This window comes from Curtobacterium sp. NPDC086286 (genome assembly GCF_044746255.1).
Classification (GTDB): domain Bacteria; phylum Actinomycetota; class Actinomycetes; order Actinomycetales; family Microbacteriaceae; genus Curtobacterium.
Genome location: NZ_JBIVBW010000006.1, coordinates 319,348 through 342,840 on the forward strand (window position 1 = coordinate 319,348; position 23,493 = coordinate 342,840).

18 protein-coding genes are annotated in these 23,493 nt (G+C 71.5%); 9 read left to right on the forward strand and 9 right to left on the reverse strand.

The features are described 5' to 3' along the window. Window positions 1-171 precede the first annotated feature (171 nt). On the reverse strand, window positions 172-396 hold the full coding sequence (locus ACIPKM_RS13260) for a hypothetical protein (RefSeq protein ID WP_070418799.1): 225 nt from the start codon (window positions 394-396) through the stop codon (window positions 172-174). 167 nt (window positions 397-563) lie between these two features. On the opposite strand from ACIPKM_RS13260, the gene ACIPKM_RS13265 reads away from it, so the two are divergent. Beyond that, window positions 564-2,681 (forward strand): type IIA DNA topoisomerase subunit B, encoded by a 2,118-nt coding sequence (locus ACIPKM_RS13265; RefSeq protein WP_071295250.1) that lies wholly within the window; start codon window positions 564-566, stop codon window positions 2,679-2,681. A gap of 529 nt (window positions 2,682-3,210) precedes the next feature. Here ACIPKM_RS13265 and ACIPKM_RS13270 read toward each other — a convergent pair. Next, a complete protein-coding gene (locus ACIPKM_RS13270) occupies window positions 3,211-5,697 on the reverse strand; it encodes a DNA topoisomerase (ATP-hydrolyzing) subunit A (RefSeq protein ID WP_071302911.1) in 2,487 nt (828 codons plus the stop codon). Window positions 5,698-5,723: 26 nt separating this feature from the next. On the opposite strand from ACIPKM_RS13270, the gene ACIPKM_RS13275 reads away from it, so the two are divergent. Then, window positions 5,724-6,875 (forward strand): alkaline phosphatase family protein, encoded by a 1,152-nt coding sequence (locus tag ACIPKM_RS13275; RefSeq protein WP_402736891.1) that lies wholly within the window; start codon window positions 5,724-5,726, stop codon window positions 6,873-6,875. Window positions 6,876-6,899: 24 nt separating this feature from the next. Here the strand turns inward: ACIPKM_RS13275 and sepH are convergent, their stop codons facing one another. After that, window positions 6,900-7,925, reverse strand: a complete 1,026-nt coding sequence (gene sepH / locus ACIPKM_RS13280; protein WP_402736892.1) for a septation protein SepH — start codon at window positions 7,923-7,925, stop codon at window positions 6,900-6,902. Window positions 7,926-8,190: 265 nt separating this feature from the next. On the opposite strand from sepH, the gene ACIPKM_RS13285 reads away from it, so the two are divergent. After that, entirely contained in the window at window positions 8,191-8,490 is a 300-nt protein-coding gene (locus ACIPKM_RS13285) for a DUF4193 domain-containing protein (protein WP_031263038.1), read from the forward strand. Window positions 8,491-8,629: 139 nt separating this feature from the next. Here ACIPKM_RS13285 and ACIPKM_RS13290 read toward each other — a convergent pair whose 3' ends face one another. Continuing rightward, the gene (locus tag ACIPKM_RS13290; protein ID WP_070418804.1) at window positions 8,630-9,061 is read right to left on the reverse strand and encodes a DUF3093 domain-containing protein; all 432 of its coding nucleotides are present in this window, start codon (window positions 9,059-9,061) and stop codon (window positions 8,630-8,632) included. 65 nt (window positions 9,062-9,126) lie between these two features. Here ACIPKM_RS13290 and dut point away from each other — a divergent pair, with 65 nt between their 5' ends. From dut to dxs, 5 genes are all read left to right on the forward strand, one after another. Beyond that, window positions 9,127-9,618: a dUTP diphosphatase gene (gene dut / locus ACIPKM_RS13295; protein ID WP_070418805.1), complete on the forward strand. Its 492-nt coding sequence runs from the start codon at window positions 9,127-9,129 to the stop codon at window positions 9,616-9,618. Continuing rightward, window positions 9,615-10,337 (forward strand): DUF3710 domain-containing protein, encoded by a 723-nt coding sequence (locus ACIPKM_RS13300; protein WP_402736893.1) that lies wholly within the window; start codon window positions 9,615-9,617, stop codon window positions 10,335-10,337. Before dut ends, ACIPKM_RS13300 begins: the two co-directional genes overlap by 4 nt. A 25-nt stretch (window positions 10,338-10,362) precedes the next feature. Continuing rightward, window positions 10,363-11,115 (forward strand): DUF3159 domain-containing protein, encoded by a 753-nt coding sequence (locus tag ACIPKM_RS13305; RefSeq protein ID WP_070418806.1) that lies wholly within the window; start codon window positions 10,363-10,365, stop codon window positions 11,113-11,115. Window positions 11,116-11,244: 129 nt separating this feature from the next. Next, window positions 11,245-14,061 carry an aconitate hydratase AcnA gene (gene acnA / locus ACIPKM_RS13310; RefSeq protein WP_071302914.1) on the forward strand — a complete coding sequence of 939 codons (2,817 nt, stop codon included), beginning with the start codon at window positions 11,245-11,247 and terminating at the stop codon, window positions 14,059-14,061. A gap of 109 nt (window positions 14,062-14,170) precedes the next feature. Beyond that, entirely contained in the window at window positions 14,171-16,117 is a 1,947-nt protein-coding gene (gene dxs / locus ACIPKM_RS13315) for a 1-deoxy-D-xylulose-5-phosphate synthase (RefSeq protein ID WP_402736894.1), read from the forward strand. A gap of 140 nt (window positions 16,118-16,257) precedes the next feature. Here dxs and ACIPKM_RS13320 read toward each other — a convergent pair whose 3' ends face one another. The 5 genes from ACIPKM_RS13320 to ACIPKM_RS13340 all read right to left on the reverse strand — a co-directional run bounded on the left by ACIPKM_RS13320 (window position 16,258) and on the right by ACIPKM_RS13340 (window position 22,090). After that, window positions 16,258-16,614: a hypothetical protein gene (locus tag ACIPKM_RS13320; RefSeq protein WP_261647203.1), complete on the reverse strand. Its 357-nt coding sequence runs from the start codon at window positions 16,612-16,614 to the stop codon at window positions 16,258-16,260. 94 nt (window positions 16,615-16,708) lie between these two features. Then, window positions 16,709-18,847 (reverse strand): 3-hydroxyacyl-CoA dehydrogenase NAD-binding domain-containing protein, encoded by a 2,139-nt coding sequence (locus tag ACIPKM_RS13325; protein ID WP_071295256.1) that lies wholly within the window; start codon window positions 18,845-18,847, stop codon window positions 16,709-16,711. Between the two features lie 2 nt (window positions 18,848-18,849). Then, window positions 18,850-20,061, reverse strand: a complete 1,212-nt coding sequence (locus ACIPKM_RS13330) for a thiolase family protein (protein ID WP_070418811.1) — start codon at window positions 20,059-20,061, stop codon at window positions 18,850-18,852. Between the two features lie 126 nt (window positions 20,062-20,187). Then, on the reverse strand, window positions 20,188-21,513 hold the full coding sequence (locus ACIPKM_RS13335) for an HRDC domain-containing protein (protein ID WP_402736895.1): 1,326 nt from the start codon (window positions 21,511-21,513) through the stop codon (window positions 20,188-20,190). Next, the gene (locus ACIPKM_RS13340; RefSeq protein ID WP_070418813.1) at window positions 21,506-22,090 is read right to left on the reverse strand and encodes a DUF3000 domain-containing protein; all 585 of its coding nucleotides are present in this window, start codon (window positions 22,088-22,090) and stop codon (window positions 21,506-21,508) included. The genes ACIPKM_RS13335 and ACIPKM_RS13340 overlap by 8 nt, the downstream gene beginning before the upstream one ends. Before the next feature lie 23 nt (window positions 22,091-22,113). Here ACIPKM_RS13340 and ACIPKM_RS13345 point away from each other — a divergent pair, with 23 nt between their 5' ends. Then, window positions 22,114-23,337 carry an alpha/beta fold hydrolase gene (locus ACIPKM_RS13345; RefSeq protein WP_071295258.1) on the forward strand — a complete coding sequence of 408 codons (1,224 nt, stop codon included), beginning with the start codon at window positions 22,114-22,116 and terminating at the stop codon, window positions 23,335-23,337. Window positions 23,338-23,493: the final 156 nt, after the last annotated feature.

Sequence of the window (23,493 nt, forward strand, 5' to 3'; positions counted from 1 at the left end):
GGCGCGCCCGGCGCGGAGGCCCCGCTCGGGGCGGTTCGGGGGGCCACCGGTCGCCCCCTAGTGCTGGGGGGGGTGGGGGGGGTGGGTCCCCCCCCCCCCCCCCCCGCCGGGGGGGGGGGGGCCCCGGGGCCCCCCCGCCTCCTGTGTGTTCAGCGCTCGCGTCTGTGCGCGCTACTTCGACTCGTAGAGTCGGCTGCTCTCGTCGTGCCACTCGATGGCGGTCGCCGCGAGCTTGTCCTTGAACTCGGCGCCGTGGTGCGCACAGAAGTACAGCTCACCGCTGGCCATGGTGGCCCGGATGTACGCCTGCGCGCCGCAGCTGTCGCAACGGTCGGCAGCGGTGAGCTGGTGGCTGCTGACTTCGTCGATGGAGAGGTCCTGCACGGTCTGGGTCATTGCTGTGCTCCTCACGGATCGCAGGTGGTGCGGCTTGGTCCACCTATTTCAACACGTGATGCCTGAGAGTGGCGCATTGTGATCGCCCGTTTCGCTCAGCGCGGATCGGCTGTCCCCAGTCCGAGTGTCCGCGCGGTGGTGTCGGTGCGGATCGCTAGCATCGGAAGGTGAGCTCCGACTACTCTGCACGCCATCTCTCCGTCCTCGAAGGGCTCGAGGCGGTCCGCAAGCGTCCGGGCATGTACATCGGGTCGACGGACTCCCGCGGGCTCATGCACTGCCTGTGGGAGATCATCGACAACTCCGTCGACGAAGCCCTCGCCGGGCACGGTGACGAGATCGGCGTGCTGCTGCACCCCGACGGTTCGGTCGAGGTCCGCGACACCGCTCGTGGCATCCCCGTCGACGTCGAGCCGAAGACCGGTCTGACCGGGGTCGAGGTGGTGTTCACGAAGCTCCACGCCGGTGGCAAGTTCGGGTCCGGGTCGTACGCCGCGTCCGGTGGGCTGCACGGTGTCGGTGCCTCGGTCGTGAACGCGCTGTCGGAGCGCCTCGACGTCGAGGTCGACCGCGGCGGCAAGACCTACGCGATGTCGTTCCACCGCGGTGAGCCGGGCACGTTCGCCGGCGACGGGCCGGACGCGCCGTTCACCCCCTTCACCTCCGGCAGCGAATTGCGCGTCGCGGGCAAGGTGAAGAAGGGCGTGACCGGGTCCCGCGTGCGGTACTGGGCCGACCGGCAGATCTTCACCTCCGACGCGAAGTTCAGCACCAGCGACCTCGTCAGCCGGGCGCGCCAGACGGCCTTCCTCGTGCCAGGGCTCGGCATCACCATCACCGATGCGCGGCCCGCCTCGATCGAGGCAGCGGCCGCGCGGGCGGAGGCCACGGGCACTCCTGTCGAGCCCGGTCCCGTCGTCGAGCGCTTCCGGTACGAGGGCGGGATCGGTGAGTTCGTCGAGCACCTCGCCCTCGACTCCGCCGTCACCGACGTCTGGCGCATCCAGGGGACCGGCACCTTCACCGAGACCGTGCCGATGCTCGACGACAAGGGCCACATGGTGTCGACCTCGGTGTCGCGCGAATGCGAGGTCGACCTCGCGCTGCGATGGGGCAGTGGCTACGAGACGGTGTTCCGCAGCTTCGTCAACATCATCGCGACGCCAAAGGGCGGCACGCACCAGGCCGGCTTCGAGTCCGGCGTGGTCAAGGCCGTGCGCGCCCAGGTCGAGGCGAACGCCCGCAAGCTCAAGGTCGGGCAGGACAAGCTCGAGAAGGACGACGTGCTCGCCGGCATGACCGCGGTGCTCACCGTCCGCCTGCCCGAGCCGCAGTTCGAAGGCCAGACGAAGGAGGTCCTCGGCACCCCGGCGGTCCGCAAGATCGTCGACCAGGTCGTGTCGAAGCGCCTTACCGAGATCCTCACGTCGACCCAGCGCACCGAGAAGGCCCAGGCGGCGACCCTGCTCGAGAAGGTCGTCGCCGAGATGAAGACGCGCATCTCGGCCCGGGCGCACAAGGAGACCCAGCGCCGGAAGAACGCGCTCGAGAACTCCTCGCTGCCGACGAAGCTCGCCGACTGCCGCAAGCAGGACGCCGAGGGCACCGAGCTCTTCATCGTCGAGGGCGACTCCGCGCTCGGCACCGCCAAGCTCGCGCGGAACAGCGAGTACCAGGCGCTGCTGCCGATCCGCGGCAAGATCCTCAACGTGCAGAAGGCGTCCGTGTCGGACATGCTCTCGAACGCCGAGTGCGCCTCGATCATCCAGGTCATCGGCGCCGGCTCCGGCCGGACGTTCGAGATCGACCAGGCCCGCTACGGCAAGGTCATCATCATGTCCGACGCCGACGTCGACGGCGCCCACATCCGGACGCTCCTGCTCACGCTGTTCTTCCGGTACATGCGGCCGATGATCGAGCAGGGTCGGGTGTTCGCCGCCGTGCCGCCGCTGCACCGGGTCGTCGTGGTGAACCGTGGCAAGGCGAACGACACGCTGTACACGTACTCCGAGGCCGAGTTGCAGGCCGTGCTGAAGAAGCTCGAGAAGCAGGGCAAGAAGTACCAGGAGCCGATCCAGCGGTACAAGGGTCTCGGCGAGATGGACGCCGACCAGCTGGCGGAGACCACGATGGACCGCACGCACCGGACGCTGCGCCGGGTGAACATCACCGATGCCGAGGGTGCTGCGAAGGTCTTCGAGCTGCTCATGGGCAACGACGTGGCGCCGCGCAAGGAGTTCATCCTCGCCGGCGAGGGCCTCGACCGCGACCGTATCGACGCGTAGCCGGCGGCGCGCGCGGCGCGGCGCCGCCGAGTCTCGCCTCACCGGACAGTTTCGCGCCGCGGCGGCGCGAGTTCTGTCCGCCAGGCCGAGTCTCGGCGCCGCGGTGCGGCGCGACCTCACGCGCCTGGCGACACGTCACGCGGCGCTGGCGCCGTGACGTGTCGCCAGCCGCGTGAGTTCGCAGCGCGGTCGGGTGGTCGGGGCGGTGGTCGTCCCCATGGGCGGACGGGAGGCGCGGTGCGGGGCCGTCCCGCGCCTCCCGTCCGCGTGCTCACGCGCTGGGCGACACTTCACGCGGCGACGGCCCCGTGAAGTGTCGCCTGACGCGAGAAGCCGGGTGACCGGGCCGCGCCCGAGGGCGAGTCTCGGCTGGGCGGACGGTTTCGCGCCGCGGCGGCGCGAGGACTGTCCGCGGGGCCGAGTCTCGGCGTCCGCCGCGGCGCAGGCGCGTGTTCACGCGGTGGGCGACAGTTCACGCGGCGAAAGGCCCGTGAACTGTCGGCTGGCGCGAAAGGTCGCGCCCGCGCGCCTACGCCTCGCCGGCGGTGCCGTCGAGCGCCGCCGCACTCCCACCGATCGAGTCGATCACGGCGTCGAGCGGCGCTCCCGACCCGTCGCGCTTCGACAGCCAGTCCGGCAGCGTCCGGGCAGCGCCGTCCGACCCGACCGCGTGCGGGGGAGCGATGCCCGCCCACGCCACCGTCAGGCCGTCCTCGCCCTTGAGGAACGCGTGCGCCCGCACACCCTGGGTCGCACGGCCCTTCGCCGGGAACTCCGACAGGGCCGAGACCTTGGCGCGGCCGGTGTCGGTGCCGGGCAGGGCCGAGGACGACGCCGAGACCGTCGCGACCACGGCGTCGTCGGAGCGGGCGACGGATCCGAACCAGATCGCCGAGGCACCCGCGGCGAGGGCCACGCCGGCGACCCCACCGGCGGGGAGGCCCTGCGCACGGACGCCGGACGCGGGGAACCGCAGCAGCTGCGCGTTCGAGGTGATGAACACGAGGTCGTCCGACTCGGGCGCCTGGGCGGCACCGACGACCGCGTCGCCGGGCTTCAGCCCGATGGCGGGGAACTCGGGCTTGTCCGGCCAGGCTCCGGGCACGACGCGCTTCACGACGCCCTGCACGGTGCCGATGGCGAGCGAGTCCGACGAGGCGCCGGAGAGGTCGACGAGGGCGACCACGGTCTCGCCGCGGGCGATGCCGAGGAAGTCCGTCACGCGGACGCCGGCGTCGAGCCGGACCGCGGCGGGCGGCACGGCGGGGACGTCGACGGGGGAGAGCCGGATCACGCGCCCGGTCGAGGTGAGCGCCCCGACCTGCCCGCGCACCGAACTGACGATCGACGAGCGGACGGCGTCGTGCTTGGACCGCTTCGGCACCCGGACGATGCCGAGCTCGGACGTCGGGATGTCGACCCGGATGAGCCGCCCGGTGGTCGAGAGCAGCACGCGGCACGGGGAGTCGGCGATCTGCAGGGACTCCGGGTCGACCGCGGCCTTGCGACCACCCTTGACGGGGGCGTCGGCCTCGGTGAGCAGGGTCCGGCGCGGCGTCGCGAACCGGTCGGACACCTCGGTGAGCTCGAGCGCGACCTGGGCACGGAGCCGCTCGTCGGACGCGAGCAGTTCCTCGAGCGCGGCGATGTCGGCGAGCAGCTGGTCGCGCTCGCCCTCGAGCTCGAGGCGTGAGAACTTCGTCAGGCGCCGGAGCCGCAGTTCGAGGATGTACTCGGCCTGCACCTCGGACAGGTCGAACACCGTTTGCAGGCGGGAGCGCGCCGCCTCGGAGTCGTCCGAGGAGCGGATGACCTCGATGACCTCGTCGATGTCGAGGATCGCGATCAGCAGCCCCTCGACCAGGTGCAGTCGCTCCTTCTTGCGTGCGAGGCGGTACTGCGACCGACGTGTGACGACCGAGAGCCGGTGCTGCACGTAGACGTCGAGCAGCTCGCGCAGCCCGAGGGTCTTGGGCGATCCGCCGACCAGCGCGACGTTGTTGATGCCGAAGCCGTCCTCGAGCGGGGTGTGCTTGTACAGCTGCTCGAGCACGGCGGTCGGGTTGAAGCCGCTCTTGATGCCGATGACGAGCCGGAGCCCGTGGTTGCGGTCGGTCAGGTCGTTCACGTCGGAGATGCCGACGAGCTTCTTCGACTGGACGCCGTCCTTGATCTTCTCGATCACGCGCTCCGGGCCGACCAGGTACGGCAGCTCGGTGACCACGAGGCCGACCTTGCGCGGGGTGAGGTTCTCGACGCTCACCTTCGCGCGCGTCCGGAACGAGCCGCGACCGCTGGCGTAGGCGTCGCGCACGCCGGAGAGCCCGACGATGGTGCCGCCGGAGGGCAGGTCGGGGCCCGGCACGAACTCCATCAGCTCGTCGAGCGTCGCCTGCGGGTTCATGAGCAGGTGCTTCGCGGCCTCGACCACCTCGCCGAGGTTGTGCGGCGCCATGTTCGTCGCCATGCCGACCGCGATGCCCGACGCGCCGTTGACGAGCAGGTTCGGGAACGCCGCGGGCAGCACGCCCGGCTGCATGATCTGGTTGTCGTAGTTCGGGACGAAGTCGACGACGTCCTCGCCCAGGCCCTCGGTCATGGCCATCGACGGTTCGGCGAGGCGGGCCTCGGTGTACCGGGCGGCCGCGGGACCGTCGTCGAGCGAGCCGAAGTTGCCGTGTCCGTCGACGAGCGGCACGCGCATCGTGAACGGCTGCGCCATGCGCACGAGGGCGTCGTAGATCGCGCCGTCGCCGTGCGGGTGCAGCTTGCCCATCACCTCGCCGGTGACGCGGGCGCTCTTCACGTGGCCGCGGTCGGGCCGGAGCCCCATCTCGGCCATCTGGTAGAGGATGCGCCGCTGCACGGGCTTCAGGCCGTCGCGTGCGTCGGGGAGTGCCCGTGAGTAGATGACGGAGTACGCGTACTCGAGGAAGGAGCCCTGCATCTCCTCGGAGACGTCGACGTCCTCGATGCGTTCACCGTCGGGCAGGCCGACTGCTTCCGTGCGTGCCATGGCACCCTTCTGCGAGACTGGGGGAGATGGGAACAAGCGTACCGACGGCCCCCGACGCCACCGCGAACCTCGCCGACGTCTTCCCGAGTTGCCTCGTCGCGCTCGGCGCTGCGGACGACGCCTGGTTGCGTTCCACCGGACTGGAGGCGCGGATCACCCTCCGCCCCGCCCGTTCCGCGATCGTCGTGCTGGTCGACGGCCTCGGTGCCGGCGCGCTGGCAGCGCGCGCCGGACACGCCCGCTGGCTCGCCGCCAGCAAGAAGCGACTGCGCAGCGGCTTCCCGACGACGACGGCGGCCGCACTGAGCACGCTGACGACCGGTCGGTCGCCCGGCACCCACGGCGTGGTCGGGTACAGCGGCTGGAACCCCGACACCGGCCGGGTGATGAACCTGCTGAGCGGCTGGGACGACGAGGTCCCGGCCGACTGGTTCCTCGCCCGCACGCTGTTCACCGAGGCACCGGCGCTCGGCGTCGACCCCGTGGTGGTCGGACCCGCCCGGTACCGCTCCTCGGGGATGACCGCCAACGTCCTCGGCGGGGCGCGCTACGTCCCGGCCGACTCGATCCCGCAGCGCGTCGACGCAGCCCTCGCCGAGACCGCGACGGGTCGTTCGCTCGTGTACCTCTACGTCCCGGAGCTCGACTCGATCGGGCACAAGCACGGCTGGCAGTCCGACCGGTGGACCGCGGCGCTCGAACTCCTCGACGGCGAACTCGCTCGGCTCGAGGGCCGTGCCGCCGCCGACGTCGGGATCGTCGTGACGGCCGACCACGGCGTGCTCGACGTCCCCGACCACGCGAACATCGCGCTCGACCCGCTCCTGCTGACCGACGTCGTCGGGGTCGCCGGCGACCCGCGCTGCCGGCAGTTCACGGTCGCACCGGGCACCGACGTCCGCTCCCTCGTCGGGCAGTTCCGGGCGCGCTACGGCAAGAAGGCGTACGTCGCGAGCCGTGACGAGGCGATCGCCGCCGGTTGGTTCGGCGCTGTCTCGGATGACGTCGTCCCGCGCATCGGGGACGTCGTGCTCGTGGCACGGGGGTCTTGGGCGTTCAACGACGACCGGGCCCTGCGCGACGGCGAGTCACCGAAGCGGATGATCGGCCAGCACGGTGCGATGACCGACGAGGAGACCATGGTGCCGCTGCGCCTCGCCGGGGCGTTCGCGCAGTAGCACGAGCCCGGGCGTCGCCGGGGATCAGGCCGGGTCGTCGTCCGGCCGGGTCCCGAAGACGATCTCGTCCCAGCTCGGCATCGACCGTCGGTTCCGCTTCTTGCGGTCCTGCCGCCCGGCCTCGGCCTCGGGGGCGGAGGTGGGTCGGGCGTCCGGCTGCGGCGCGGTGTCCGACGAGTCCTCGAACCCCTGTAGCGGGATGTCGACGACGCTGATCGAGGTCCGTCGTCCGTCGTCCTGCGGCTGTTCGCCGAAGGCCGCGGCCTCGCGCTCGCCACGACGGCGGCGGAGCGCCTCGAGCAGGTCGGCGGTCTCGTTGCCGGGGGCGCGTTCCTCGACGGCGGCTCCGATGCGGGGGAGCGGCGCGCGGAGCGGCCGCTCCTGCACCTCGGGGTTCGTGACGTCCTCGTCGGGTTCGTCGACCCGGAACGCGCCGGAGTCGAACCGCGTCCCGTCGGTGTCCTGGTGGTCGTTCTCGACCGCACGGAGGCGCGGCGCGATGCCCTCGTCCTCGGTGTGCGAGAGCCGGTGCGCGTCGCCGTTGTCCGGCGTCAGCGTCGACGTCTTCGGGTCGAAGCGCCACTGGGCGTCGTGCTCGACCTCGGCGGCGGTGTAGTGCACGCGGACCTGCCAGCCGCTCTCGACGTGCTTCCACGACGCCCAGGCGATCCCGCTGGCCTCGCCCGCCTCGAGCTTGGCGGTGATCGCGTCGCCGAAAGTGTCGGGCGACTCGTCGTCGACCGGGGTGACCGGCACGCGGTGCGCGGCGTCGAGGATGAAGGCACGCTCGGCGAGGACGGGGCCCTCGAAGCGCCGCACGTACTCGACGTCGACGTCGAGCGCCAGGGCGACCTCGGCGGCGTCGGCACCGCCGCGGATCCGCGCCTGCACGTCCTTCGGGGACACGCGCTTGTGCGGACCGGACTCGGGGTTCGCCTGCCGGACCTGACCGGGCAGCGACGAGGTGACGGGCAGTCGGAACTCGGTCCCGCCGTCGGTCGCGAGCAGGAGTGCCCCGGACTCCACCCCGATGACTCTCACGTCTTGCATGGTTCCGCCTTCCGAGCGTCGCGTACGGTCGTGCCTCGTACCCCGTGAGTATGCAGCCGTCCGGACCCGATCCCGCGGAGGCGCACGGGCGTGCCGTGGACTCCCGTGCGAGCGTTTCCGGACAGCGGGAATGGACGGGCGGGCACACGGGTTGCAGCGCCAGAACGACCCGCCGGAGAGTTCGGTTTGCGCTCTGGCGAGACGTGGTGCAAACTGTCGCCGCCGATCACCGGCGACGACCTCTCGATACGAGAAATGGATGGGCATGGCCACCGATTACGACGCCCCCCGGAAGACCGACGACAACTCCGACTCGGAGTCGATCGAGGCCCTCAAGGAGCGCGTTCCCGACAAGATGTCGGGGGTCGTCGACGATGATTCCGACAACCCCGGCAGCTTCGAGCTCGCCGGACAGGACCTCAGCGACGTCGACCTCGACGTCGTCGTGCTCCCGCCCCAGGTCGACGAGTTCACCTGCGTCGAGTGCTTCCTCGTGAAGCACCGCTCGCAGCTCGACCACGAGTCGAAGCTCGGCCCGGTCTGCGCGGAGTGCGCGGCGCTCTAGGGAACGCACGAAACCAGAACGGCCCGTCACCGCGAGGTGACGGGCCGTTCTGCGTGCGCTGGGCGTCCGAACGTATACCGTGCCGGACAGGAGGCGCGGGTCGGGCCCGCACCGCGCCTCCTGGCTCGCAGGTGGGGACTCAGGACCGCAGGGCGGCGACGACGGCCGACGGGTTGCGGACGCTGACCAGCCAGTAGGGCGTCGGGTCCGCGGGGTCCTGCACCTCGACCTTGACGACCCCGCGCACGTAGCCGCGGAAGAGCGTCCAGGCGCGGGCGTCGAGCTTCGGCCCGCGCTGCGTGGTGGCCTCGGCGCCCTCGTAGCCCTCGACCTCGCCCACGAGCGTCCGCGGGAGGTGCGCCCGACCGGCGCGGAACTCGGTCTCCGTGACCTCGATGGTCGGAGCCAGCGCCCAGAGCAGCACGAGCACGCCGAGGTACATGCCGACCGCCACGAGGACGCCGGCGAGCACGCTGATCGGCAGGAACACGAGGAGGCTGGCGGGGATGACGAGCGCCGTCGCCAGGTAGAGGACGGGCGGAGCCCACAGTCGTTCGCGGTACAGGGTCACGACACCATTCGACCACGAGTCCGGGCAGGTCACGGAACGGTCACGGTCTGCACTACCCTCGACACGTGACCGAACCAGTCGACGTGCTCTGGACCGGGGAGAACGCTCCCGGATACGCCCACCCCGGTGACGCCGGTGCGGACCTCGTCTCGACCGAGGCGTTCGTCCTGCAGCCCGGCGAGCGTCGGCTCGTGGGCACGGGCCTGAAGATCGCGCTGCCGGACGGGTACGCCGCGTTCGTGGTCCCGCGCAGCGGTCTCGCCGCGAAGCACGGCATCACGATCGTGAACGCGCCCGGCACCGTCGACGCCGGGTACCGCGGCGAGATCAAGGTCGCGCTGCTCAACACCGACCAGGCCGCCGCGCACGAGGTGCACGTCGGCGACCGCATCGCCCAGATGATCGTCATGCCGGTCCCGCGCGTGTCGTTCACCCGCGTCGACGAGCTGCCGGACAGCGTCCGCGGCCAGGGCGGGTTCGGCTCGTCGGGCTACGGTGACCGGAGCGGTGCCGTCAGCGGCGCCGCGGACAACGCTCAGGAAGGAACGCGCGCATGAAGTTCGGCCGACGCAAGCGTGACGAGGTCGAGGTGGCGGACGCCGTCGCCGACGAGGTCGAGGTGGCCGAGACGACGCCGGAGGTCGACATCGCGATCGACGCCGACGCCGACATCGACGAGGTGGACGCCGTCGCGCCGACCGACAAGTCCGCGCCCGAGGACCGTGCCGAGAGCGGCCCGCACGACGAGACCGAGGCGAACCTGGTCCGTCCGTACGTCGACCTCGGCGGCGTGAAGGTCCTCCCGCGCGAGGGGCTCCACCTGCGGCTCGAGGTGGAGGAGGGCTCGCAGCGCGTCGTCGCGGTCGGGCTCGACTACGACGAGTCCACGCTGCAGGTGCAGCCGTTCGCCGCACCCCGCTCCACCGGGCTCTGGCACGAGATCCGCGCCCAGATCGCCGAGCAGATCGAGCGCCAGGGCGGCATCGTGTCCGAGGTCGATGGTCCGTTCGGCCCCGAGCTCCGCGCCCAGGTCCCGGTCGTCTCCGACGGCACGGGCGTCACCGACGGGGCCCGCCCCGCGCGGTTCATCGGCGTCGACGGCCCGCGCTGGTTCCTGCGCGGCGTGATCGCCGGCAAGGCCGCCGAGCAGCCCGACGACGCGGCCGAGATCGAGGACCTGTTCCGCAGCGTCGTCGTGGTCCGCGGGACCACCCCGATGCCGCCGCGCGACCTCATCCCGCTGCACATGCCGAAGTCGACGCAGTCGGCCATCTGACCGGCGACCCGAACCAGGAGGCACGGTGCCGGACCACGACGACACCACCCGTCCCGAGGCGGACGCGCCCGACGCGCTGCCCTCGTTCAGCGACCAGATGCGTGCCGCCGTCGCCAACACCGGGCTCGGCAAGGTCGCGCCCGGCGAGGCACCGTCGGGGCACGCCCTCGTCGCGGCCATCGGCGGCGTGCGCGGCCTGGTCGAGTCCGTCCTGCCCGGGCTCGCGTTCCTGGTGGTCTACGCGATCACGAAGGAGGTCGTCCCGAGCGTCCTGATCCCGGTCGCGATCGGCGTCGTGTTCGTGGTGCTCCGCCTGCTGCAGCGCCAGTCGCTCGTGATGAGCCTCGCGGGGATCCTCGGCGTGGCGATCTCCGCCGGCCTCGCGCTCATCACCGGGCGGGCCGAGAGCAACTTCATCCCCGGGATCGTCATCAACGCCGTGTGGCTCGTCGGGCTGCTCGTGACGCTGGCCATCCGGCAGCCGCTCATCGGCCTGGTCGTCGGGTTCCTGCTCCCGCCGAACGAGGACGGCACCCCGCAGGACTGGCGTCGCGACCCGGCGAAGCGCCGTGTGCTGACCGTTGCCACCTGGCTCTGGGTCGGACTCTTCGCGATCCGGCTCCTCATCGAGGTGCCGCTGTACCTGACCGCCCAGGTGGAACTGCTCGCCGGCATCAAGCTCATCACGGGCGTCCCGCTCTACGCCGCCCTGCTCTGGGTGACCTGGCTGCTCGTCCGGACGGTGTTCAAGCGCGAGGGTGACGCCACCCGGGTGTAGAGTTGTCTCGACATCGAGATAATTCCCCGCGGCCCTTCCCGGGCTGGCGGGTTTAGGTTTGCCTTGCTGGTGGGACGCCTCGCGCCCCGCTTGGATGGGGGCACACCGATCAACCAGGGAGGCGGCACAGTGGCTGCAGTCAACAGCTTCGGCTCGAAGGACACGCTGTCGGTTGGGGGTGTCGACTACGCGATCCACCGGATCGACACGGTGCCCGGGCACGAGAAGCTCCCGTACAGCCTGAAGGTGCTGCTCGAGAACCTCCTCCGCACCGAGGACGGCAAGAACGTCACCGAGGACCAGATCCGCGCCCTCGGGTCGTGGCAGCCCGACGCCGAGCCGGACACCGAGATCCAGTTCTCGCCGGCCCGCGTGGTCATGCAGGACTTCACCGGCGTCCCGTGCATCGTCGACCTCGCCACCATGCGCGAGGCGATGGCCGAGATCGGCGGCGACCCGAACAAGATCAACCCGCTGTCGCCGGCCGAGATGGTCATCGACCACTCCGTCATCGCCGACCTCTTCGGTCGCGAGGACGCACTCCAGCGCAACACCGACCTCGAGTACGAGCGGAACGGTGAGCGCTACCAGTTCCTCCGCTGGGGCCAGACCGCGTTCGAGGACTTCAAGGTCGTCCCGCCCGGAACCGGCATCGTGCACCAGGTCAACATCGAGTACCTGGCGAAGGTCACCTACACGCGTGACTTCGACGGCGAGACCTACGCCTACCCGGACACCCTCGTCGGCACCGACTCGCACACCACGATGGTGAACGGGCTCGGCGTGCTCGGCTGGGGCGTCGGCGGCATCGAGGCCGAGGCGGCGATGCTCGGCCAGCCGGTGTCGATGCTCATCCCGAAGGTCGTCGGCTTCAAGCTGTCCGGGTCGATCCCGGCCGGCGTGACCGCGACGGACGTGGTGCTCACCATCACGCAGGAGCTCCGCAAGCACGGCGTCGTCGGCAAGTTCGTCGAGTTCTACGGCGAGGGCGTCGGCGAGGTCCCGCTCGCGAACCGCGCCACCATCGGCAACATGTCGCCGGAGTTCGGCTCCACGGCGGCCATGTTCCCGGTCGATGACGTGACGCTCGACTACCTCCGCCTCACCGGCCGCTCCGAGGACCAGATCGCGCTCGTCGAGGCCTACGCCAAGACCCAGGGCCTCTGGCACGACGCGGCGGTCGAGCCGAACTACTCCGAGTACATGGAGCTCGACCTCTCGACGGTCGTCCCCTCGATCTCCGGCCCGAAGCGCCCCCAGGACCGCATCGAGCTCTCGAAGGCGAAGACCCAGTTCGAGGTCGACCTCGGCAACTACACGACGCCGAGCGAGCAGACCGACCTCGACGACGCGGTGGAGGAGACCTTCCCCGCCTCCGACCCGATCGCCGCCGGTTCCACGAACGAGGACACCGCGCTGCACGAGCACGTGTACGTCTCGAGCGCCCCGTCGACGGCCTCGCAGCCGACGAAGGTCGCGATGGACGGGGCCGACCCGTTCACGATCGACCACGGTGCCGTCGCGATCGCCGCGATCACGTCGTGCACGAACACGTCGAACCCGTCGGTCATGATGGCCGCCGGCATCCTCGCCCGGAACGCCGCGAAGAAGGGCCTCACCGCGAAGCCGTGGGTCAAGACCACGCTCGCGCCGGGGTCGAAGGTCGTCACGGACTACTACGAGAAGGCCGGTCTCACGACCTACCTCGAGCAGCTCGGCTTCTACACGGTCGGCTACGGCTGCACCACCTGCATCGGCAACTCGGGCCCGCTGCCGGAGGAGATCTCGCAGGCCGTGCAGGACAACGACCTCGCCGTCACCGCGGTGCTCTCGGGCAACCGCAACTTCGAGGGGCGCATCAACCCCGACGTGAAGATGAACTACCTGGCCTCCCCGCCGCTGGTCATCGCGTACGCCCTCGCCGGGTCGATGCACTTCGACTTCGACAAGGACGCCCTCGGGCAGGACCAGGACGGCAAGGACGTCTTCCTGCAGGACATCTGGCCCGACGCGGTCGAGGTCCAGCAGGTCATCGACGCGTCGATCGACACCGAGATGTTCACCCACGAGTACGGCTCCGTGTTCGAGGGCGACGACCGCTGGAAGAACCTGCCGACCCCGACGGGCGACACGTTCGAGTGGGACACCGAGTCGACCTACGTGCGGAAGCCCCCGTACTTCGAGGGAATGACCATGCAGCCCGACGCGGTGTCGGACATCTCCGGCGCCCGGGTGCTCGCGAAGCTCGGCGACTCGGTCACGACCGACCACATCTCGCCGGCCGGGTCGATCAAGGCCGACAGCCCGGCGGGCAAGTACCTCGCCGAGCACGGTGTCGACCGCAAGGACTTCAACTCCTACGGCTCGCGTCGCGGCAACCACGAGGTCATGATCCGCGGCACGTTCGCGAACATCCGCCTCCGCAACCAGCTCCTCGACGGCGTGGAGGGCGGCTACACCCGCGACTTCACGACGCCGGACGGTGCGCAGTCGTTCATCTACGACGCCTCGCAGCACTACCAGGAGCAGGGCATCCCGCTCGTCATCTTCGGCGGCAAGGAGTACGGCTCCGGTTCGTCCCGCGACTGGGCGGCGAAGGGCACGAACCTGCTCGGCGTCCGCGCGGTCATCACCGAGAGCTTCGAGCGCATCCACCGCTCGAACCTCATCGGCATGGGCGTCGTGCCGCTGCAGTTCCCCGCCGGCGAGTCGGTCGAGTCCCTCGGGCTCGACGGCACCGAGGTCGTCTCGATCTCCGGCCTGACCGAGCTGAACGAGGGCCGCACGCCCAAGACGGTGCACGTCACGGCCGCGCCGAGCGAGCACTCGCCCGCCGGCAAGGAGACGATCGAGTTCGACGCGGTCGTCCGCATCGACACCCCGGGTGAGGCGGACTACTACCGCAACGGCGGCATCCTGCAGTACGTGCTGCGGTCGCTCGTCTGACGCACCCGTCCAACGGACGGGAGGCGCGGTGCCAGCTGACACCGCGCCTCCCGTCCGTTGTCGGGTCACGCGCATAGAGTGGGCCGACAGCCCCACGAAAGGAGCGCCCGTGAGTCTGCTCTCGAGCATCACGTCGCCGCGCGACCTGAAGCGTCTCTCCGACGCGCAGATGACGGACCTCGCTGCCGAGATCCGACGCTTCCTCGTCGCCGAGGTCGCGAAGACCGGCGGCCACCTCGGTCCGAACCTCGGCGTCGTCGAGCTCACGCTGGCCATGCACCGGGTGTTCGACTCGCCGCACGACCCGTTCGTCTTCGACACCGGGCACCAGTCGTACGTGCACAAGCTCGTCACCGGGCGGCAGGACTTCTCGCGGCTGCGCGAGCGGGGCGGGCTCGCCGGGTACCCGCAGCGGAGCGAGTCGGAGCACGACATCGTGGAGTCCTCGCACGCGTCCTCGTCGCTGTCCTGGGCGGACGGCATCTCACGCGCCTTCGTGCAGACCGGCCAGGCCGACCGGACCGTGGTCGCGGTCGTCGGCGACGGTGCGCTCACCGGCGGGATGACGTGGGAGGCCCTCAACAACATCTCCGACGGCAACGACCGTCGACTCGTCATCGTCGTCAACGACAACGGGCGCTCGTACGCGCCGACCATCGGTGGCATGGCGCGGTTCCTCAGCTCGGTGCGCACGCGCCGCGAGTACCGGGCGCTGTTCGAGAAGTCCCAAGCCGCGGCGGCGCGGTTCGGTGCACCCGGGCGGGCGCTCTACCGCGGGATGCGCGGCGGGCTGCACGGGTTCCTCTCGCGGTTCACGAACAACGAGGCGCTCTACTCGAACCTCGACATCAAGTACATCGGGCCGGTGAACGGGCACGACCAGCGGGCGATGGAGGCCGCACTCCGCCAGGCGAAGGCGTACGGCGCGCCGACGATCGTGCACGCCATCACCGAGAAGGGGCACGGGTTCGAGCCCGCGCTGCGCGACCAGGCCGACCAGTTCCACGCGGTCGGGCACATCGACCCGGAGACCGGGGAGTCGCTCGACGTGTCGTCGGGGCCGTCGTGGACCTCGGTGTTCGCCTCGACGCTGGCGGAGGTCGGCGCGTCGGACGAGAAGATCGTGGCGATCACCGCTGCGATGCTCCGCCCGACCGGGCTGCACCTCTTCCAGGAACAGCACCCCTCGCGCGTGATCGACGTCGGGATCGCCGAGCAGCACGCCGTGACGACCGCGGCCGGACTCGCGTTCGGCGGCCTGCACCCCGTCGTGGCGCTGTACGCGACGTTCCTGAACCGGGCGTTCGACCAGGTGCTCATGGACGTCGCGCTGCACCGGGCCGGCGTCACCTTCGTGCTCGACCGCGCGGGCATCACCGGGCCGGACGGGCCGTCGCACCACGGCATGTGGGACCTCGCGTTGCTGCAGGTCGTGCCCGGGATCCGGATCGCCGCACCCCGTGACGCCGCGACCCTGCGTGAGGAGTTCCGCGAGGCCGTCGCCGTCGACGACGCACCCACCGTGCTGCGCTGGTCGAAGGGACAGGTCGGGCCGGACATCGTCGCGGAGCGTCGACTCCGGGACGGGGTGGACGTGCTGCGGTCGCCGTCGTCCGACCAGGAGCCCGACGTCCTGTTCGTCGCCGTGGGCTCGATGGTGCCGGTGGCGCTCGACGCGGCGGCGCTGCTCGAGTCCCAGGGCATCGGCGTGACGGTCGTCGACCCGCGGTGGGTGGTGCCGATCCCCGCGTCGCTCATCGACCTGTCGCGTGACCACCGGCTCGTGATCACGCTCGAGGACGGGGTGCGGGTCGGTGGCGTCGGGACGCGGCTGCGGCAGGACCTGCGCGCTGCGGGTGTCGACACCGGGGTGAACGAGCTCGGGCTGCCGGACGCGTTCATCGACCACGCGTCGCGGTCCCAGATCCTCGAGGACGTGGGGCTGACCGCGCAGGCGATCGCCCGGGACGTCATCGACCAGGTCGTCGGGACGAAGCTGCCGCAGGCGAAGCCGGCGCGGGCGGCGTCGCGCTCCCGGGAGTCCGCCGACCGCTGAGCGGCGCGGGCGGGGCGCGCCGGTCGTGGCCCCGCCGGCGGCGGGTCGAACCACGAATGCGACGTCGAACCGGGCGGATCGACGAGTTCGATGTCGGATCCGTGGTTCGATCCGAAGCCCGGCGGCACGGGCGCGCGGGGTCAGTGCGGCGCGGGCGGCCCGGCGGCGGCGGACACGAGCTCGCGCAGGATCGCGCGGGCCATCGGCGTCACCCAGAGGACCTGGCCGTACGACAGGCCGTCGCGGCCCTCGCGGATGATCTCCACGCGCGAGGACGTCGGCCCCTCGCGCGCGAACGTCATGACGATGTTCTCGGCGCGGACGGCGAACGAGGTCCGGCGGACGATGACGGCCCCGTCCGGACGGATCTCCATCGCCGCTGCTCCCGGGACGGCGTGCACGGCGCGGTCGAGCAGCTCCGGGACCTCGTCGAGCGGCACGGGCACGACGACGCTGGGGTGCCCGGTCGTCCTCGGTGCCCACCACTCCTGTGCCATGGTTCGACCGTACGCCGCACAACGAAAGTCACCCCGAACCACGGATCGCCGCGGTTCGGGGTGACTTCGGTTGTGCAGAGCCGAGCGGCCGCAGCTAGCGCGAGGCCGGCCCGACGATCAGCGGCTCGTGGAACGCCCCGCCGAAGACCCGCTCGGACGCACCGGAGCGGTCGAGGTACGGGCTGATGCCACCGGCCTGGAACGGGTAGCCCGCGCCGAGGATGAGCCCGAGGTCGATCTCCTCGACGTGCTGGACGACCTCGTCCTCGAGCATGCGGTGCAGCTCGTCGGCGAGGGCGTCCTCGAAGCGGCGCTGCATCTCGGCAGCGTCGACCGGCCTCGCGTCCTTCTTCGACGGTGCGACGAGCTTCACGGCAGCGGGGTCGTACCCGGTCGCGGTGCCCTTCTTGTCGCGGGTCAGGATGTGCCCGAACTCGGCGATCTTCTTCAGGCCGTCACCCGGGTAGAAGCGCTCCGGCCAGGCGGCGTGGTGCGAGTCGAGCACGTGCGCACCGACCGGCAGGCCGACGAGCTCGAGCAGCTCGAACGGCGACATCGGCAGGCCGAGCGGCGCAGCGCCCTGGGCGACGACGTCGAACGACGTGCCCTCCTCGACGCCGCGCATCGCCTCGCCGAGGACCCGGGCGAGCACCCGGTTCACGACGAAGCCCGGCTGGTCGGCCGTGATGATCGCGGTCTTCTTGAGCGTCTTCGCGACGGCGAGGGCCGTGGCGAGGGTCTCGTCGGAGGTCGAGGCGGTGCGCACGACCTCGAGCAGCGGCATCACGGCGACGGGGTTGAAGAAGTGGAACCCGACGAGTCGCGACGGGTCGGACAGCACGGAGCCCATCTCGGACACCGACAGCGACGAGGTGTTCGTGGCGAGGATCGCGTCCGGAGCGATGACCTGCTCGATCTTCCGGAAGACCTCCTGCTTCACGCTCATCTCCTCGAAGACGGCCTCGATGACCCAGTCGGCGTCCGCGAACGCGTCGTAGGACACCGACCCGGACACGAGCGCCTTGATGCGGTTCGCGTCGTCGGGGGAGACCCGGCCCTTGTCGAGGAGCTTGTCCACCTCGCCGCGGATGCGCTCCACGCCGGCGTCGACGCGCGACTGGTCGACGTCGGTGATGACGACCGGGACGCCGAGGCGTCGGGCGAAGAGCAGCGCGAACTGGGATGCCATCAGGCCGGCGCCCAGGACGCCGACCTTCGTGACGGGGCGCGGCGAGACGTCAGCAGGGGCGCCCACCGGCTTCTTCGCGCGCTTCTGCACGAGGTCGAACGCGTACATGGACGCGGCGAACTGGTCGCCCGAGATGAGGTCGGCCAGGGCGTCGTCCTCGTCGGCGAACCGTTCGTCGAGCGAGCCGGACTTCGCCGCGGCGACGAGGTCGAGCGCCCGGAACGGCGACTTCGGGACCGTGCCGATCTTCGACGCGACCTGGCTGCGGGCGACCTTGACGACGGTGCCCCACGCGGCCTTCTCGATCATGCCGGGCTCGTTCTTCCGCACGACCTTGGTGCGACCGGACACGACGCCGTCGATCCACGCCACCGCGGACGGCAGGAAGGTGACCGAGGGGATGAGCGCGTCGCCGATGCCGAGCTCGACCGCGGCCGGCCCGTCCATCAGGCGGTTGTTCTTGAGCGGGTTCTCGACGATGACGCGGAGCGCCTTCTCGGGGCCGATCAGGCGGGGGAGCAGTGTCGCGCCGCCCCACCCGGGGATGATGCCGAGGAAGACCTCGGGGAGCCCGATGCCCTGCGCGGCCGACGAGAACGCCCGGTACGTGCAGTGCAGCCCGATCTCGAGGCCACCGCCGAGCGCGATCCCGTTGATGAGCGCGAAGGAGGGGACGCCGAGGTCGGAGAGCTTCCGGAGCGTCGCGTGTCCGAGGGCGGCCAGGTCGTGGGCGACGTCCCGCGACGGCACCGAGGCGGCCTGCGAGAGGTCGGCACCGGCGGCGAAGCAGTACTCCTTGCCGGTGATCGCCACGGCCTGGATCGTCCCGGCGGACGCTTCGGTCCGCAGGGTGTCGAGGACCCCGGAGAGCTCGTGCAGCGTGCGCGGCCCGAGGGTCGACGGTCGCTTGTAGTCCTTGCCGTTGTCGAGCGTGATGAGCGCGAGCGTGCCACCGGACGGCAGCGCGACGTGCTTCAGGTACGAGTGGGTGACCACCTCGTCCTCGCTGAGGGCGAGGAGCTGGTCGTTGTCGACGATGGTCATGGTCACGCCGCCTTCCGTGCCGCGGACTTGCTGAAGTTCGGGTTCTCCCAGATGACGGTGCCGCCCTGGCCGAGCCCGATGCACATCGTCGTGATGCCGTACCGGACGTCCGGGCGCTCCGCGAACTGGGCCGCGAGCTGGGTCATCAGGCGGACGCCGCTCGAGGCGAGCGGGTGCCCGACGGCGATCGCGCCGCCCCAGGCGTTCACGTTCGTCGAGTCCTGGGCGATGCCGTAGTTGTCGAGGAAGGCGAGCACCTGGACGGCGAACGCCTCGTTGATCTCGAACAGCCCGATGTCGTCGATCGACAGCCCGGCCTTCGCCAGCGCCTTGTCGGTCGCGGGCACCGGCCCGATGCCCATCACCTCGGGGTCGACGCCCGCGAAGGCGAACGAGACCATGCGCATCTTCGTCGGCAGCCCGTGCTGCTTCGCCGCGTCGGCCGAGGCGAGCAGGCTCATGGTGGCACCGTCGTTCAGGCCTGCCGCGTTGCCGGCGGTGATGCGTCCGTGCGAGCGGAACGGCGTCTTCAGCGCTGCCAGGGCCTCGAGCGTGGTGCCGGGGCGGGGCGGCTCGTCACTGGAGACGATGTCCCAGCCCTCGCCGGTGTTGACCTCGACCGGCACCAGGTCCGGCTGGAGCTTGCCGGCGGCCCACGCGGCGGCGTAGCGCTGCTGGGACTGGACGGCGTAGGCGTCCGTGCGGTCCTTGGTGATCGCGGGGAAGCGGTCGTGCAGGCGCTCAGCGGTCTTGCCCATGACGAGCGCGTCGCCGTTGACCATGCGCTCGGCGATGAAGCGCGGGTTCGGGTCGGAGTTGAAGCCCATCGGGTGGCGCCCCATGTGCTCGACACCGCCGGCGATGGCGACGTCGGCCGCGCCGAACGCGATGGCGCCGGCGAGGGTGGTCACGCTCGTCATCGCACCGGCGCACATGCGGTCGATCGCGTACCCGGGGACGGTCTTCGGGAGTCCGGCGAGCATCCCGACCGTCCGGCCGAGGGTGAGCCCCTGGTCGCCCTGCTGCGTGGTGGCCGCCACGGCGACGTCGTCCACCGCGGCTCCGTCCAACGAGGCGTTCCGGTCGAGGAGTCCGCGCATCGCGTGCACCGCGAGGTCATCCGCGCGGGTCTTCCAGAACACCCCCTTCTCCCCGGCTCGTCCGAACGGTGTCCGAACTCCGTCGACGAAGACGACGTCTGCTGCCTTTGGCAATCTGGGCCTCCAGATCCTCGTTGATCAGGCTGGGCGCGTCCCGCCCCGCCCGGCCGGGTCCGACCCGGCGTGCACCAGCGACGCTATGCCCCGAGCCTGTGCGGACGCATGCCCGTTGGGGCGTTCCTACGACTCGGTGTTGCTCTCGGCAGCAGGCTCCTGTGCAGCAGCGACAAAGGCGTGCGCGATGATCGACGCCGTCTCCTCGACCTGCCAGGGGCGGGCGTCGTGCGCGGCGAGCACGGCCCCGACGGTCTCGGTGGCGATCGGCGTCGGCGGCTCCCACGACACCGTGCGGAGGGTGTCCGGCGTGAGCAGGTTCTCGACGGGCAGGTCGAGCTCCTCGGCGCGCTGCACCACGGCGGCCCGTGCGGCCTTGTACCGCCGGTCGGCTGCCGGGTTGCGGTCGGCCCAGGCCCGGGGCGGCGGCAGCGTGGCCTCGCCGGTGCCGCGGAGCCGCGGGAGGTCCTCGGTCGTGCGGCCCTCGTCGACGGCGGCCCACCAGCGGTCGAGCTCGGACCGGCTGGCACGACCCGTGAAGGCCTTCACCCCGCTCAGCTCGCCCTTCGAGGCCGGGTTCGCCGCTGCGGCCGCGACGATCGCCGAGTCCGGGATGGTGCGACCCGGTGCGATGTCGGCTTCGCGGGCGTAGGCGTCGCGTGCCGTCCAGAGCGACCGGGCGATCGCGAGTGCCCTGGAGCCACGGAGGGCGTGCATGCCGGACAGGCGGCGCCACGGCTCGGCCTTCGGCGGCTTCGGTGCCCGTGTCAGGACGGCCGCGAACTCCTCTTCGGCGATGCGGGTCTTGCCCGCCTCGTCGAGCTTCGCCGCGAGCGCGTCACGGAGGTCGGGGAGCAGTTCGACGTCGAGTGCCGCGTACACCAACCACGACTGCGGGAGCGGCCGGGTCGACCAGTCCGCGGCGGAGTGGGCCTTCGCGAGCGTGATCCCGAGCAGCTGCTCCACGACGGCACCGAGGCCGACCCGGGGGAACCCGGCGATGCGGGCACCGAGCTCGGTGTCGAAGATGCGGGTCGGGACGAGGCCGACCTCCTGCAGGCAGGGGAGGTCCTGCGACGCGGCGTGGAAGAGCCACTCCTCGTCGACGATCGCGTCCTGGAGCTCGGAGAAGTCGCCGATCGGGATCGGGTCGAAGAGGAACGCCCCGGCACCGCGGCGGAACACCTGGATGAGGTACGCCCGCTGCGAGTACCGGTAGCCGCTCGCGCGCTCGGCGTCGACGGCGACCGGGCCGTGGCCCGCCGCGATGGCGGCGACGGCGTCGAGGTACTCCTCGCGCGAGGCGATCACGTGGACCGCGTCGTGCGACGCCTCGAACGCCGGCGACGCCGCGGACGGAGCAGCCGACGACGGAACGGCCGGCGACGCCGACGGAGCAGCCGACGACGGGACAGCGGGCGACGCCCCGGCCGGAGATGCGGGGTCAGTCACGTGCGAGCCTCCTCGGGGCCAACAGGGTCACGCCGTCCGACGCGGGCGGGAGACCGGCGAGCATCGCCACGATCTCCTCCCACGCCTCGACGTGTGCGGTGAGGTCGTCCCCGCGCGGGGTCCACGAGGCGCGCAGTTCGAGCTGCGCCCCGTCGCCCTGCGCCGCGAGGTCGCCGTAGCCGCGGGAGATGATCTTGGTCGCCGTGCCCGAGGCGTGGTCGTAGGTCGCACCGTGCGCGGCGAGGGCGTCGACGAGCCAGCTCCACGTCACGTCGGCGACGAACTCGTCGACACCGATCTCGGGTTCGAGCGGTGCCTGGGCGAAGGTCACGATGCGGAACGACCCGCCCCACCCCTCGGGCTCGTCCGGGTCGTGCAGGGCGATGAACCGGCCCGTCCCGAGGTCGGAGTCGATGCCGTGCGCCGCGCCCGAGACGTCCGCCGCCAGGGCGATCGAGAACGGGGCGATGCGCGACGGCGAGGGGATCTCGGTGACGGTCGTCTCGGCGCGCGCGCCGCCGGACGCCACGAACGCACGGAGCCGCGCGAAGGCGTCGGGCTCTCGGGTTTCGGACACGAATGCAGACTAGGCTCCGGACCATGTCCCGATCCGCGCGACCCGCCGAGGACGTCGTCCAGGAGACCGCACGATCGGCCGGGTTCGTCGCACTGGGAGCCGGCATCGCAGCAGCCGCCGTCACCACCGCGGTGATCGGCGGGTTCGTCGCGGCGGTGGCCCGAGCGGTGGTCACCCCCGACCGCAAGCGCACCGAACGCGTCCCGATCCACGCCGTCGACCCCGTGCGGCGGACGGTGACGCTCGAGCGCACCGCGGACACCGAACTGCAGGGCCGCTACAGCCTCTGGTTCGGCGGCGGGACCGGGCACATGCGCGTCGGCGAGGTCCTCGGCACCACCGACACGACCGTCACTCGCCGCATCATCGCGATCGACGCCGGCGACCCCACCGCTGCCCGCCGGGGTCGGTGGGGCGGCTGGTTCTACCTGACCCCGGGCGAGCTGGACGTCCCGGTCGAGGACATCGACGTCCCCACCCCGAACGGCCCCGCACCCGCCTGGGTGGTCCGCGCCGACGACCCGGACGCGCCGTGGGCCGTCCTCGTGCACGGTCGTGGCGTGACCCGCGCCGAGACGATCCGCGCGGTGCCGGTCTTCCGGGCGGCGGGGTACTCCGTGGTGCTGGCGAGCTGGCGCAACGACGGCGTCGCCCCGCGGAGCGTCGACGGCCGCTACGGCCTCGGCAGCACCGAGTGGGAGGACATCGACGCGGTCCTCCGCTGGCTCGCCGGGCAGGGCGCGTCGAGCGTCGTCCTGATGGGCTGGTCGATGGGCGGCGCGGTCGTGCTGCAGACCCTGGTCCGGTCGGCGTTCGCGGACCTCGTGGACGGTGTCGTGCTCGAGTCGCCCGTGGTCGACTGGCACGCGGTGCTCAAGTCGCAGAGCCAGCTGCTCCGCCTGCCGAGGCCGGTCCGGAAGGTCGCGCAGCGCCTCCTCCGCACCCCGGTCCTGCACCGGCTCACGGGCCTGCGGCAGCCGGTCGACCTGCGGCAGCTCGACATGGTCGCGCGGGCCGACGAACTGCACGTGCCGATCCTGCTCATGCACAGCGACGACGACGGGTTCGTCCCGTCCTCTGCGTCGCACGCCCTCGCCGAGGCCCGGCCCGACATCGTGCGGCTCGAGGTGCAGACGACCGCCCGGCACACCAAGCTCTGGAACCACGACGCCGACTGGTTCGACGCCCGCATCCTCGCGTGGCTGACCGAGGTGGTCCAGCGAGATGGCGCGGCCAACGCGCGGTAGACGCATCCACAGACGGACGGGAGGCGGGGGGGCCGCGGGGCCCCCGCCCCCCCGCCGGGGGGGGGGGGGGGGGGGGTTAGGTTTTAGGGGGGGCCCCCCGGGGGCGTCGCGGCCCCCCCCCCGTAGGCGGGGTGGTGGTCGTACTGGGCCGTTGGG